The following is a 12,896-nucleotide window of genomic DNA, read 5'->3' as shown; positions in this document are numbered from 1 at the left end:
TGACGGAAAACGCCCCGCTATGCGGGGCGTTTGCGTTCATGGAGAGCGCTGTTCGCTCAGGCCTTCACGACCCAGAAGTTGGTCGATAACTGCTTCAGGTTGCGTGACAGTCCCGCCATCTCTTCAGCCGACAGCTGTGTCTGTTGGCCATCACTGAGGTTGTTTTGTGCCACGTCACGGATCAGCCCCACGTTGCGCTCGATTTCACCGCTGACACTGAGCTGCTGCTCTACTGCAGAGGCGATCTGCGTGTTCATGTCCGTGATCTGGTTCACCGCCGTGGTGATCTCCTGCAGTGCGTCGGTGGCCTGCAGTGCTCGCTCGACGGTCTGACGGGCTTTGCTCTGACTCTGGCGCATGGCGCTGGTGGCGTTGCGTGAGCCCTGTTGCAGGCTTTCCAGCAGCGTCTGAATTTCACCGACTGACTCCTGGCTGCGTTGTGCCAGATTGCGGACCTCTTCTGCGACCACGGCAAAGCCACGACCATGCTCGCCGGCACGGGCAGCCTCGATGGCGGCGTTCAGCGCCAGCAGGTTGGTTTTTTCAGAGATGCCGGTGATCACCTCCAGAATGCCATGGATGTTGTCACTGCTGGTCGCAAGCTGGTCAATGACACCCGTGGCATTTTCGATCTCGTCAGTCAGTGACAGGATCGCTTCACGGGCATCTGCCATGACGGCCTGACCGTTGCTGGCGCAGGTATTGGAGCCCTCTGCGCTGACCGCCGTCATCTGTGCATGACGGGCCACTTCCTCGATGCTGGCGACCATCTCTGTGATGGCCGACGCAATCTGCTCCGTTTCTGACTGCTGGTGGTTCAGTCCCTGGCTGCTGCGCTCAACGGCAGATGCCAGCCGCTCGGCATTCTGACCCAGCTGCTCTGCACAGTCGTTGATGCGTCCGGCAATGGCACGCGCCTCCGAACGCAGGCGAAACAGAGCGAACTGAAGCTGGCCGGCCTCGTCATCGCGGCCCGTGTAGATGCGTCGTGCCAGCGCATCGTTCGAAACACTTGTGCGGGTCTGCTCAATTACCTGGTGGATTGGCTGTATGATCAGCATCGACAACAGGCTTGCCAACATGGCGGCAACCACAATCGCCGCAGTGCCATCGGTGCCGGCAACCCCCGCGTGGTGCAGGCCCAGTGCTGCCAGTGTCGCCAGTACGCCGGCCCCCAACAGGCGCCAGGGCAGCCGTATGCGGCTGGCCAGGCTGGGCTTGAATCCTTTGCCGGCCGAGAGACGAGCATAGAGCTGACTGGCTCTGGCGATCTGTTCAGGCTCGGGACGGGTACGTACGGATTGGTATTCGACGACTCTGCCATCCTCGGAGATGGGTGTTACATACGCGCTGACCCAGTAATGATCACCGTTTTTGCAGCGGTTTTTCACAACACCCATCCATGAGTTTCCGGTCTTTACCGTATCCCACAGGGACTGGAAAGCTGCCGGAGGCATGTCGGGGTGGCGTACGATGTTGTGGTTTTTGCCCAACAGCTCTTCCTGGCTGAAACCACATATCTTGACGAAGTCCTGATTGACGTAAGTTACCTGACCCTTGAGGTCGGTGGTGGAGAGAATATTGGTATTGTCGGGGAACTCGACCTCACGGTCGGTAATGGGCAGATTCTTTTTCATGGCACCTGTTATCCTTGTTATCGCCGTTTGGTCCCTCAAGGACCATCCAGCTCACTATAGATTACCTACAAATTGTGTGCCAAATATTTCATGTATAAAAAAAGCGGCTTCTGAAAGCCGCTTCTAATAAGGTGTTGTTTGTCGTGTGTTGATCAGTCCTTGACCACATCCACGAAGTAGGCGTCCTTGCCGTTGACCTGCTCACGTACCAGGCCGTGAACGTCGGTCTCGAAGCCCGGGAAGCGTGAATTGAAGTCGCGGGCAAACTGCAGGTAGCGCACGATAGTCTTGTTGAAACGCTCACCCGGTACCAGCAGAGGAATACCCGGCGGGTAGGGGGTCACCAGCATGGCAGTGACGCGACCTTCCAGCGCATCAATGGAAACCCGCTCCACCTCGCGGTGCGCCATTTTGGCCCAGGCATCGGCCGGGGTCATGGCCGGTTCGATGTTGGACAGGTACATTTCGGTAGTGATGCGAGCCACATCGTACTGTTTGTAAACGTTGTGGATCTCGGTACAGAGATCACGCAGACCAACGCGCTCATACGTAGGGTGACGCTTGGCAAACTCAGGCATCACACGCCACATGGGCAGATTCTGATCGTAGTCATCCTTGAACTGCTGCAGTTCGGTCACCATTGAGTTCCAGCGGCCCTTGGTGATGCCGATGGTAAACATGATGAAGAAGGAGTAGAGCCCGCTCTTCTCAATAATAATGCCGTGTTCGGCCAGGTATTTGCTGACGATGGCGGCCGGAATGCCGATCTCGTCGAACTCACCTTCCAGGTTAAGCCCCGGCGTGATGATGGTGGACTTGATCGGGTCCAGCATGTTGAAGCCTGAATCGATCTTGCCAAAGCCATGCCAGTCATCGTTGTCATGGATGATCCAGTTGTCACGATCCCCCAGACCCTCCTCGGCCTGGACATCCGGCCCCCAGACCTTGAACCACCAGTCGTCTTCGCCAAACTCCTCGTCAACCTTGTGCATGGCACGGCGGAAATCGATCGCTTCCAGCAGTGATTCTTCGACCAGCGCCTTGCCGCCCGGCGGCTCCATCATGGCGGCTGCCACGTCACAGGATGCGATGATCGCGTACTGTGGGCTGGTCGAGGAGTGCATCAGGTAGGATTCGTTGAAACGGTGAGTATCCAGCTTTCGGCTGGTGCCGTCCTGTACCAGAATCTGTGAAGCCTGCGACAGCCCTGCCAGCAGCTTGTGAGTGGACTGGGTGGCAAACACCAGGGTTTCATCCGAGCGCGGACGGTCCGGCCCGATGGCGTGCATGTTGTGGTAGAACTCATGGAACGAGGCGTGCGGCAACCAGGCTTCATCGAAGTGCAGCGTGTCGATGGTGTTGCCCAGCATCTCCTTGATCGTTTCCACGTTGTAAACGATGCCGTCGTAGGTGCTTTGGGTAATGGTCAGAATGCGTGGCTTTTTGTTCTTCGCCTCGCGGGCAAAGGGGTTGGCCTCGATCTTCTTGCGGATGGTTTCAGGGTCGAATTCGCTCTTCGGAATCGGACCAATGATGCCGTAGTTGTTGCGGGTCGGCATCAGGAATACTGGGATCGCCCCGGTCATGATGATCGAGTGCAGAATCGACTTGTGGCAATTACGGTCGACCACGACGATGTCACCCGGTGCCACCGTGGAATGCCAGACCACCTTGTTGGAGGTGGAGGTGCCGTTGGTGACGAAGAACAGGTGATCGGCATTGAAGATGCGTGCGGCATTGGCCTCACTGGCCGATACCGGGCCGGTGTGGTCCAGCAGTTGGCCCAGCTCTTCCACTGCGTTGCACACGTCGGCGCGCAGCATGTTTTCACCGAAGAACTGGTGAAACATCTGGCCTACAGGGCTTTTCAGAAAGGCAACACCGCCTGAATGGCCGGGGCAGTGCCAGGAATAGGAGCTGTCACTGGCGTAGTCCATCAGCGCCTTGAAAAAAGGTGGAGCCAGGCTTTCCAGATACTTGGTCGCTTCGCGAATGATGTGGCGTGCGACAAACTCGGGTGTATCCTCAAACATGTGGATGAAGCCATGCAACTCACGCAGGATATCGTTGGAGATGTGGCGTGATGTGCGGGTTTCACCGTAGAGGAACACCGGGATATCGGCGTTGCGCTTGCGCACTTCGCCAATGAACTGGCGGATCGATTCAAGTGCCTTGTTGACGTCATCGTCCGAGCCGGAACCGAACTCCTCGTCATCGATCGACAGAATAAAGCAGGACGCTCGGCTGGCCTGTTGTGCGAATGAAGTGAGGTCGCCGTAGCTGGTAAATCCGACCACTTCCATGCCTTCGCGACTGATCGCTTCGGCCAGATCCCGGATACCGGAGCCTGAGATGTTTTCGGAGCGGAAATCTTCGTCGATGATGACGACGGGGAAACGAAACTTCATGCACACATCCTGCAGGTTGAGGGCGGTTCCTAAGAGCTCAGGACAGCAATTGTAGCAGTGGCAGGGTCAGAGTAAAGTTGCATCAACGGCCCCCTCGGTTGTCATACTGGCGTCATTCTTGCAATTCATCATCTGAATGATCCCGTAAACCTGATCTGGCGTATCGGCTTGCACTGTATCGGTACGCGTAAGAGGTAGATATGACCTGTATTGAAGCACATCCTGATCAGAGCCGCTGGTCGCCCGTCGCACTTGATGTCAATAACCGTCTGCCTGTTCGTGCAGGAAGCGATGGTGTGACGCTGGTCGGGCGTCAGCAGCTGCAATTGCCTTCAGGGGTGGATACGGTCACCCGGCCCGGTGAGCTTGTTTTTGCCAGTGACAGTGCCTGTTTGCTGCTGGGGCCCTGGGGGCCTGACCCGCGCAGGCATCTGATGCTGCGGGCGCGGTTGGCACGCCTCTGTACGGGTGATGACCAGTTGTGGCTGGAACTGGAAGTCGAAAAAGGCTTGCCACTGGTGCAGCTTTCCTTGCCACGCTATCGCTATGAAAAACTGCGCCTCAGTAACGGCCAGCGGTTGTGGGTTTCGATTCCTGCTGAAGCTCTGCAATTCATTCCCGCCCACTGAGCCCGCTTCGCTGATTGTACGATGCCCCAAAACTGCGGGCATCACTGTTTGATGTGCTCCTGTGCCTTCCCTGCCTGCCTCGGCAACCAGAAAACGCTGTTCAGCGTGATCATTCTGATCGACACTAGTGCGGGCAGGCTGTTTCTGCCGTCTGTTTTCCATTCAAGGACCCTGGAATGACAGGGCCTTGTCTGTTGTTCGGAGTCCATATTCTATGATCGTTCGCAAGCGCCCTGGTGCCATCGGGCTGATGCTGGCCTGGAAAGGCTCGGTTGTGCCTCATGTGTTGCCTCATATTATTCTGGTCGGGTTGTTTGCCCTGACCGTCACCTGGGGCATGAGGCGGCATTATCTTGATGGGGTTGTCGAGTACAGCCTGTTGCCGTTCACTCTAATCGGTATTGCCCTGTCGATATTGCTGAGCGTGCGCAACACCGCAACCTATGACCGTTGGTGGGAGGCCAGAAAGCAGTGGGGTCATATGGTATATGAAGTGCGCAGTCTGGCGCGTGCCAGTGGCATATATTTGGCGGAGGGGGAGCGTCGACACCTGCTGTCATGTGTGCTGGCATACAGTCACCTGTTGCGCGGACAACTGCGTGGTGAGGATGTACGCGATGATCTGCCACCGGATCTGCCGGCTGAAATGATCAATATGGCCCTTTCGAAACGCAATCCGGCGGAGTTCATGTTGCAGCAGGCGGGGCTGCAGATTGCGCAGGCTTTGCAGTCAGGGCGCATCGATACCATCGCGGCGGCGGCCCTGGACCGCCACCTGCATGAACTGGCGGGCATTCAGGCTGCATCCGAGCGGATTGCGCATACACCCTTGCCTTTTGCCTACACACTGTTGGCACATCGGACGGCCTATATCTACTGCTACCTTCTTCCCTTTGGACTGGTCGGCGCCGCTGGCTGGTTTACTCCGGTGTTTTGCGCCATCGTGGCCTACACGTTTTTTGGGCTGGACCGCCTTTCCGAGCAGCTGGAATTCCCTTTCGGGCGTGAAAGCAACGACCTGCCATTGGATGCAATATGCCGCATTCATGAAATCAGTATTGCGGAAGCGTTGGGAGAAACCGCACCTGAGCTTCTGCAGCCGGTTGAGTTTCAGCTGCAGTAACCTCGACTCCTGGCCAGCCCGGGCTAATGACATAGCGTCATGAAACGAAAAAGCCGGCTCAAGAGAGCCGGCAGTGAGCCGTGACCGTTCAGGCCCGAAGGGGGTAAGGCGTGAACGGCTACGCTAGTCCATTAGAATTTGACGCGCATACCTGCCAGGTAGCCCATGTCGGCGCCGTCTTCGTCAGAGTCAGCGATTTCTGCAAACAGGCTGACGTTTTTCTGAGTCGGGAACTTGTAGGTTACGTTGGCGTACCATTCAGTGATGTCGTCGCCGGCATCAAAGTCTTCGTTAACCATACCGATGGCCATTTTTGTGGTGCTGGCAATCGGGAAAGAAACAGCAATGTTGTAGAGGTCAGCAATGTCATCAGTGCTGCTGTAGTCAGCTGCAAACGTGGCAAAGCCGGCATCATAAGAGGCGCTGACACCCCAGGTATCAAAAGACTCGGCACCGATCGCTTCCTTTGCGTTCTGGTAGGCGGCTGCCAGTGTCAGATCACCAACGCTGGTGGATGCAAAAAGATCAAAATATTCACCGTTTTCGCTGGATTCGTTTTCGGCATCCATCTCGTAGGAGGCAACCAGGTAAACATTCTCCAGTTCGATATCCATACGGATAGTGTCATCACCGTCGGTAGACATGCCATCGAAGCGGTCTTCGCTTACGGTCTTCAGTTCGTAGGCTTCCTCGATACCGAACTCGTCAGATGCAAAGTTCTGTTTGCCGAAAGACACGGAGGTATTACCGAAGGCCAGACCCAGATACGCTTCTTCAAGCTTGCTGCCATCCTGCTTGTCTTCAGCGGCATCCTTGAAGCCGAAATCAACGCGACCAAAGGCTTTCATGTCGTTGCCAAGGTCATAGCTGACGTAGTTTTTCAGTTCCAGATCATCAAACTCGATATCAGCGTGTTCGTCTTCACCGATCTCCTTACGCAGCTGAACCTGCAGGTCGCCGTTCAGTTTGTAGGTAAAACCATTGCCTTCATAAACAGTAACAGCGCTGGCGGAGCTGGCAGCAGCGGAAACTGCAACAGCCAGAAGAAGCTTTTTCATGTGCGAGACTCCAAATAAAAGAATAGTAAGGGTGAGTTTTACTGGCCAGATTTAATCCAGCTCTTGAATTTATTCTGTGTTTCCGTACTGGCCTGCTCATACCAGAACTGCAGCATTTGTCCGACCATTTTCTGATCGGGGTTTATACTGTTGGATACTGATTGAGCCGGTGTTCCTTTATTGAAACTGTGCGTTTCATGATTTAAGGAAATCATGGCGGCATCTGATTGAGTATTGTTGAACTTTTTCAGCTCACTCTCGTAATCACGTGATAGCTGAAAACCTTCTTTTTCAAGCTTTCCATAATCAAAGGAGATGGAATGTCCATCCTTGTCTTGAAGCGTCCATTCACCGGACTCATTAAATGCCTTTAAATCGTATGCGCTGGATATTTCAGGTGCATGAACCTGAACCGTTGTGTTGGCAGCAGAGAAGGTGATGACAAACGTGTCACTGTTCTCAAGCCTGTAATCATCGGCTGAATCCGATATTTCAGCTGTATACTCAGCGACTATTTGTGTTTTTCCGTTATCGGCTTTCAGCTCAGGTGCGCCTGAGAAGAGAGTACCCTGATCAATGGCCTTGCCGTTGATGGCCAGAATATTAACGCCTTCCCCTGTAGACAGTTTTATTTCTGCATGGGATATGGAAGGAATAACTGCCATCGAAATAAGCAGCGGCAAGACCATTTTTTTCATGTAAGCACCTGTAACCATGTGTTCCAAAGTTGCGGTGCATACTATTTTCAGATTATTACATGAGTGTTTCTAAAATATTAATATTTATTTCAATGAATCTGTAACAGTAATTTAATTTAGGCTTGATATACGGGTACAGCAAATTGCCTCTTATGTGAGATATCAAACCATCAAAGGAAATGTATCTGATGCATTGTTTAGCTTCTCGTCTTTCCGTGCTTGCACTGGCTGTTGCTGCAGCGGGTGCCCATGCCGAGCAGTTCAATCGTATTGCCAGCTTCCCGGTCAGTCAGAATTTGCCTGCCGATCAGATGTCGCAGGAAACGTCGGCCGAAATCATTACCGCAACGGCCAATGGCGAGATGCTGGTGTATTCCGATAGCCCCAGGGGAGGGCTCGGTTTTTTAGACATTCGACAAGAAGAACAGCCCAGGCCCGCAGGCTTCCTGGCACTGGAGGGTGAGCCTACCTCCGTCAGTGCACTGGGTAACCTGGTTGTGACCGCTGTGAACACGTCTGAAAGCTATGTAAAACCTTCCGGTTTTCTGGCGCTGGTTTCACCGGATCAGATGAAGGTGATCAATCGGTGCGAACTGGATGGGCAGCCTGATTCGGTGGCGGTTTCAGCCGATAAGACGCTGGTTGCCATCGCAATCGAGAACGAGCGTGATGAGGACCTGAATGATGGACAGATACCGCAGTTGCCGGCCGGTGACCTGGTCATCCTGTCGGTCAAGGATGGGCAACTGGACTGCAACAGCCTGAGACGTGTTGATTTGACAGGGCTGGCCGACATTGCGCCTGAAGATCCTGAGCCGGAATTTGTCGACTTTAATGCTCAGGGTGAGATTGTGGTGACACTGCAGGAAAACAATCACTTGGTGATCATTGACGGTGCCAGCGGCAAGGTGATCAACCACTTTTCGGCGGGCAGCGTTGATCTTGAGGGCATCGACACCGAAAAGGATGGTGCGCTGATCTTTACCGGCAGTTTGAAAAACGTGCTGCGAGAGCCTGATGCGGTCAAGTGGCTGGACAATGAACGCTTCGTGATTGCCAATGAAGGCGACTATCAGGGTGGCGCGCGCGGGTTCAGTATTTTCCACAAGAGTGGTGAATTGCTGTTCGAGTCGGGAGCGGCCTTTGAACATGAAGTGGTACGTGCCGGCCACTACCCGGACAAGCGTTCAGGCAAAAAGGGCGGTGAACCTGAAGGGCTTGAAGTTGCCCGTTTTGGTGATGACACCTATATCTTCGTATTGTCTGAGCGCGGATCGGTGGTGGGGGTCTACCGAGACACAGGTGCTGAACCTGAGTTTGTGCAGTTGTTGCCGTCCGGTATGGCACCGGAGTCAGCCATCGCGATCCCTGCACGTGGCTTGCTGGCCAGTGCCAACGAAAAGGACCTGGTTGAAGAGGGTGGTGCGCGTGCACATGTCATGCTGTTCAAGTGGTCAGACGCACCTGCCGCTTATCCTCAGCTGATTTCAGAAAACGACACATCGGGAAATCCGATTGGCTGGGGAGCTCTTTCAGGGTTGGCTGCAGACGACAAAGAGCCTGGTATTCTCTATGCCGTTAATGACAGTTTTTACAAAAAGCAGCCTCGTATATTCCGTATTGATGCGACTGAGCACCCAGCTCGTATTACCGCTGCGATCGATATCACCCACGAAGGCAAGGTTGCCGACAAGCTGGATCTCGAAGGAATTACTTCGGATGGTAAGGGGGGCTTCTGGCTGGCGTCTGAAGGCAATGTCGACAAGAAGGTTCCGCATGCGATCCATCATGTGAATGCGGCGGGCGAAATCACCCGTACCATTGAACTGCCTTCACAGCTGCTCAAACATCAGAGCCGCTTTGGTGCCGAGGGGATCGCACTGGCAGGCGATACGCTCTGGATTGCGCTGCAGCGTCCCTGGGGTGATGACCCTGATAATCACGCAAAACTGTTGGCTTATGACCTGAAAACCGGTCAGTGGAGTGCGGTGCATTATCCGCTGGAGCCCGCCAGCGAAGGCTGGGTAGGCCTGTCCGAGCTTGAGCTGCATCAAGACGGTCTCTATGTGATTGAGCGTGACAACCAGATCGGTGAAAAAGCGGCAATCAAGCGGCTGTACCGCATCGAGCTGTCAGCACTGAAGCCACGGTCATTGAGTGAGGCGCTGCCAGTGGTACCCAAAACCCTCGTGCGTGATTTGATGCCGGATCTGAAGGGCCTTAATGGCTATATCACCGACAAGGTTGAAGGCTTCGCGATCGATGCCAATGGTGAGGCTTATATGGTAACGGATAACGATGGTGTGGATGACAGCTCCGGTGAAACGCTCTGGCTGAAGCTTGGTAATCTCTGAGCCGAACGAATCCATGTGTTCAAGGGCTGCCTTCGGGTGGCCCTTTTTTGTTGTTAACGAGCAACATACAAACGTTTTGCTGCAAATGTCGGCATTTTTGAGACACTGGAGCACAATTTTGGTTGGCGCTACAATCGTTCGTATAGGCAGGTCTGATCAATTAATGATCAAATCCTCGGGAGGGTTCACCATGAGTGTCGACAAGAAGAGTTCGGTTAAAGACATTAACCGCCACATTCGCAAATACAACCTGATTACATTGCCGGCCACGCTGATCATCGGGTTTGGCATCTACCTTCTGTTCACCGGTAATGGAGGTCAGTTTCATCCCTTGCTGGCTGAGCAGTCGTTTGTGATCAAGCTGATGCTGGCGGCAGGTGTGATCGAGTTGCTGGCCATGAATCGGGTGGCGAAGCTCAATAAACTCAAGCATGTTGTTCTGAGTAGCCACAAACTGGATCGTCGCAGCAGGGCCTTTCACTGAGAGACCTGTTTGCGAGCATGGCGTGCATACCGGCACTGTGACATCATCCGCTGTTTCAACTCAGAGCGGAGGTATCGTGCTGCAGACCGAAAAGCCTACCGGGCGTTGCCCATTGTGCGGCAGTGACGACCTCTACCCGCTAAGGTGTAAAGAGCGACTTTACCACCGTTGTCGAACCTGTGAGCTGGTGCATCTGGAGCCAACTCAGAGGTTGTCTGAGCAGGCCGAAAAGGCCATCTATGACGATCATGAAAATGCGGTTGATGACCCGGGCTATCGCCGTTTTCTGTCCCGCGCATTTGAGCAGGTTACACAGCATCAGCTTCCGCCTGCCAAGGGGCTTGACTTTGGTTGCGGCCCGGGGCCTGCTCTGGTTGCCATGGCGCGCGAAGCCGGCTATGAGATGTCCCTGTATGACAAGTACTACCATCCTGACCCGGCTTCTCTACAGCAGCAATACGACTTTATTACCTGTACCGAAGTGGTTGAGCACCTGGCCGACCCCCTGACTGTTCTGGATCAGCTCTGGTCATTGCTGAGCCCGGACGGGCTGCTGGTACTGCAGACCAAGCGGGTATTGGATGAGAACCGCTTTCGCAGCTGGCACTACCGCAATGACCCCACCCATATCACCTTTTTCGCTGAAGCCAGCTTTCGCTGGCTGGCACAGCGCTGGCAGGCTAACGTCAGCTTTCCCCATGCAGATGTGGTCTGTTTCAGTCCGCTGATTCGCTGATCAACACCTCGCTGAGCTGATCGTTTCCATCCGCGTCTACCTGCTGTTGAAAAATGCGGTTACGTCCCCGGTGCTTGGCTTCATACAGCGCCTGATCGGCATGGCCGATCAGGTCGTCGAGGCTGCGATCCTGCTCTGACTGCTCTGCAATCCCGATGCTGGCCGTAACCTCAACCACCCGGCCGTTCAGAATCAGCTGTGTAAGGCGGATCTGTTCAAGCAGTCGGGCAGCAAAGCGACCTGCATCTTCCAGGTTCGTATCAGGCAACAGGATAAGAAATTCTTCACCGCCCCAGCGTGCCGCCAGGTCACCTTCGCGCACCGTATTCAGAATGCACTGGCCCAGCTGACATAACACCCGGTCACCCGCTGCGTGACCGTGTGTGTCATTGCACAGTTTGAAATGATCGATATCCAGCACGACGGCACTGAGTGGGCGGCGCCGACGGTTTCCGGTCTGCCAGTGGCTCTCGGCCAGACGATAGAGCGCCCGACGGTTATTGAGCAGCGTTAAAGGGTCTGTATTGGCAGCGTGCTCGGCCTGAATCTGCTCGCGTTGAACATGGCGTATACGCGCTGCAAGTGCCAGTGCCAGCAGAGTGGCTTCGGCCAGCATGCCGATTTCGGCGGCGCGAAAGCTCCATTCCCTCAAGGGCAGGTGCCCCAGCACTGCCAGTGTCGTGATGACGGTACCGCAGGTGCCGGAGATCACGGCCAGCAGATAAAAGCGGGCACTGACACTGCCTTGAGTGACCCGGTACAGGCCCATCAGCAGCATCAGGCTGGTGAAGACCAGCATAAACACAAACGCGGTGCTCAGTGCGATCAGTTGTGAGTCCATCAGCCAGCCGGCAGAAAGACTGAGAAGTGCGAGGGCAGCCGCGAGCTGCGCCGCTCGATAGCCCAGTGAACAGTGCTGACGTATATGCAGAAAACTGGTGGCAAACAGCAGTCCACAACAACCGAACAGGATCATCAGCGCAGGGGGTGCCCAGCGCTGCCATTCGGTGGCATCACTCCAGAACCAGGCCAGACCATGGCCAGAGTAGGCCAGGTTAACCAGCAGAAACGAGCCCAAATAGAGCGCATACAACAGGTGGTGACGGTCACGAATACCAAAGAACAGTGCCGTATTGTAGAAGATCAATGCCAACAGAAAACCATAACTCAAGCCGTAGCTGGTCAGTCGCTGCAGCGAGAGGTGTTCCAGTTGTTCGTCATCCAGCAGGCGCAACGGTAACAGCATCGGGTCGGGTGTGCTGATCCGTAACAGCACCAGGTGCTCACCCGGGCTCAGTTGCAGCGGAAACAGAAACCCGGTCAGTAATGGGTTGCGATTGGCAAATGGCTGCAGATCTCCCGCCACAACCTGGTGGTGTAACCGTGGGCCGCGGTAGTGGTATAGCCGGATCTCATCCAACCAGGCAGTATCCAGCAGAAGGCTACGCTCCACTTGCCTGCCGGTGTCATTGTGCAACTTCAGGGCAACCCAGACCGGTTTGCTGCCCAACCCTTGCGCCAGTGTGTCGGCATAGGGTGTGAATTGCCCCTTGTGCCATAGTCCTGCAGCCGTGGCAGGGCTCAAGCGGGATCCTGTTTCGACCAGAAAAGCCGTGGTCAATTCAACAGTGGTGGTATCCGCTGAATGGGCAGCAATGGCAGGTGTGCTCAGCGAAATTGGCAGCCAGAGGCACAATAGCAGTACAGCCTTAGCCCACATATTGCATCCGGAGTATTGGAACGGGAGTTTGATTATAGGCGAAAAATCG

Annotated in this window: 10 protein-coding genes; 5 read left to right on the top strand and 5 right to left on the bottom strand. The window is 54.8% G+C overall.

Going from position 1 to position 12,896, the window contains the following annotated elements:
* Positions 1 to 56: 56 nt before the first annotated feature.
* Both ABIE60_RS09010 and ABIE60_RS09005 read right to left on the bottom strand, forming a co-directional pair.
* Positions 57 to 1,637, bottom strand: a complete 1,581-nt coding sequence (locus ABIE60_RS09010; RefSeq protein ID WP_354469103.1) for a methyl-accepting chemotaxis protein — start codon at positions 1,635 to 1,637, stop codon at positions 57 to 59.
* A 152-nt stretch (positions 1,638 to 1,789) separates the two neighbouring features.
* Positions 1,790 to 4,045, bottom strand: a complete 2,256-nt coding sequence (locus ABIE60_RS09005) for an Orn/Lys/Arg family decarboxylase (RefSeq protein ID WP_354469102.1) — start codon at positions 4,043 to 4,045, stop codon at positions 1,790 to 1,792.
* Positions 4,046 to 4,245: 200 nt separating this feature from the next.
* Between ABIE60_RS09005 and ABIE60_RS09000 the strand changes: the two genes are divergently transcribed.
* On the top strand, positions 4,246 to 4,674 hold the full coding sequence (locus tag ABIE60_RS09000) for a hypothetical protein (protein WP_354469101.1): 429 nt from the start codon (positions 4,246 to 4,248) through the stop codon (positions 4,672 to 4,674).
* 214 nt (positions 4,675 to 4,888) lie between these two features.
* Positions 4,889 to 5,797 carry a bestrophin family protein gene (locus ABIE60_RS08995; RefSeq protein WP_354469100.1) on the top strand — a complete coding sequence of 303 codons (909 nt, stop codon included), beginning with the start codon at positions 4,889 to 4,891 and terminating at the stop codon, positions 5,795 to 5,797.
* 131 nt (positions 5,798 to 5,928) lie between these two features.
* On the opposite strand, the gene ABIE60_RS08990 is transcribed toward ABIE60_RS08995, so the two are convergent.
* Together ABIE60_RS08990 and ABIE60_RS08985 are read right to left on the bottom strand one after the other, a co-directional pair.
* Positions 5,929 to 6,855: a porin gene (locus ABIE60_RS08990; protein WP_354469099.1), complete on the bottom strand. Its 927-nt coding sequence runs from the start codon at positions 6,853 to 6,855 to the stop codon at positions 5,929 to 5,931.
* 38 nt (positions 6,856 to 6,893) lie between these two features.
* Positions 6,894 to 7,553, bottom strand: a complete 660-nt coding sequence (locus ABIE60_RS08985) for a YccT family protein (protein WP_354469098.1) — start codon at positions 7,551 to 7,553, stop codon at positions 6,894 to 6,896.
* Positions 7,554 to 7,741: 188 nt separating this feature from the next.
* On the opposite strand from ABIE60_RS08985, the gene ABIE60_RS08980 reads away from it, so the two are divergent.
* From ABIE60_RS08980 to ABIE60_RS08970, 3 genes are all read left to right on the top strand, one after another.
* Positions 7,742 to 9,907 (top strand): esterase-like activity of phytase family protein, encoded by a 2,166-nt coding sequence (locus tag ABIE60_RS08980; RefSeq protein WP_354469097.1) that lies wholly within the window; start codon positions 7,742 to 7,744, stop codon positions 9,905 to 9,907.
* 190 nt (positions 9,908 to 10,097) lie between these two features.
* Positions 10,098 to 10,391 (top strand): hypothetical protein, encoded by a 294-nt coding sequence (locus ABIE60_RS08975; protein ID WP_354469096.1) that lies wholly within the window; start codon positions 10,098 to 10,100, stop codon positions 10,389 to 10,391.
* Between the two features lie 76 nt (positions 10,392 to 10,467).
* Positions 10,468 to 11,127 (top strand): class I SAM-dependent methyltransferase, encoded by a 660-nt coding sequence (locus ABIE60_RS08970; RefSeq protein ID WP_354469095.1) that lies wholly within the window; start codon positions 10,468 to 10,470, stop codon positions 11,125 to 11,127.
* On the opposite strand, the gene ABIE60_RS08965 is transcribed toward ABIE60_RS08970, so the two are convergent.
* A complete protein-coding gene (locus tag ABIE60_RS08965; RefSeq protein ID WP_354469094.1) occupies positions 11,108 to 12,847 on the bottom strand; it encodes a sensor domain-containing diguanylate cyclase in 1,740 nt (579 codons plus the stop codon). The two genes, ABIE60_RS08970 and ABIE60_RS08965, sit on opposite strands and share 20 nt — an antisense overlap.
* Positions 12,848 to 12,896: the final 49 nt, after the last annotated feature.

This window comes from Marinobacterium sp. MBR-109, assembly GCF_040547565.1.
GTDB lineage: Bacteria > Pseudomonadota > Gammaproteobacteria > Pseudomonadales > Balneatricaceae > Marinobacterium.
The sequence above is the reverse complement of the archived record's forward strand: the minus strand, read 5'-3'. Positions and strand labels throughout refer to the sequence as shown.

What these genes read in the sequence shown, in the direction of transcription:
- ABIE60_RS08975 (WP_354469096.1), top strand. Translation starts at nt 10,098, where the DNA reads ATGAGTGTCGACAAGAAGAGTTCGGTTAAAGACATTAACCGCCACATT.
- ABIE60_RS09010 (WP_354469103.1), bottom strand. Translation starts at nt 1,637, where the DNA reads ATGAAAAAGAATCTGCCCATTACCGACCGTGAGGTCGAGTTCCCCGAC.
- ABIE60_RS09005 (WP_354469102.1), bottom strand. Translation starts at nt 4,045, where the DNA reads ATGAAGTTTCGTTTCCCCGTCGTCATCATCGACGAAGATTTCCGCTCC.
- ABIE60_RS08980 (WP_354469097.1), top strand. Translation starts at nt 7,742, where the DNA reads ATGCATTGTTTAGCTTCTCGTCTTTCCGTGCTTGCACTGGCTGTTGCT.
- ABIE60_RS08985 (WP_354469098.1), bottom strand. Translation starts at nt 7,553, where the DNA reads ATGAAAAAAATGGTCTTGCCGCTGCTTATTTCGATGGCAGTTATTCCT.
- ABIE60_RS08990 (WP_354469099.1), bottom strand. Translation starts at nt 6,855, where the DNA reads ATGAAAAAGCTTCTTCTGGCTGTTGCAGTTTCCGCTGCTGCCAGCTCC.
- ABIE60_RS08995 (WP_354469100.1), top strand. Translation starts at nt 4,889, where the DNA reads ATGATCGTTCGCAAGCGCCCTGGTGCCATCGGGCTGATGCTGGCCTGG.
- ABIE60_RS08965 (WP_354469094.1), bottom strand. Translation starts at nt 12,847, where the DNA reads ATGTGGGCTAAGGCTGTACTGCTATTGTGCCTCTGGCTGCCAATTTCG.
- ABIE60_RS09000 (WP_354469101.1), top strand. Translation starts at nt 4,246, where the DNA reads ATGACCTGTATTGAAGCACATCCTGATCAGAGCCGCTGGTCGCCCGTC.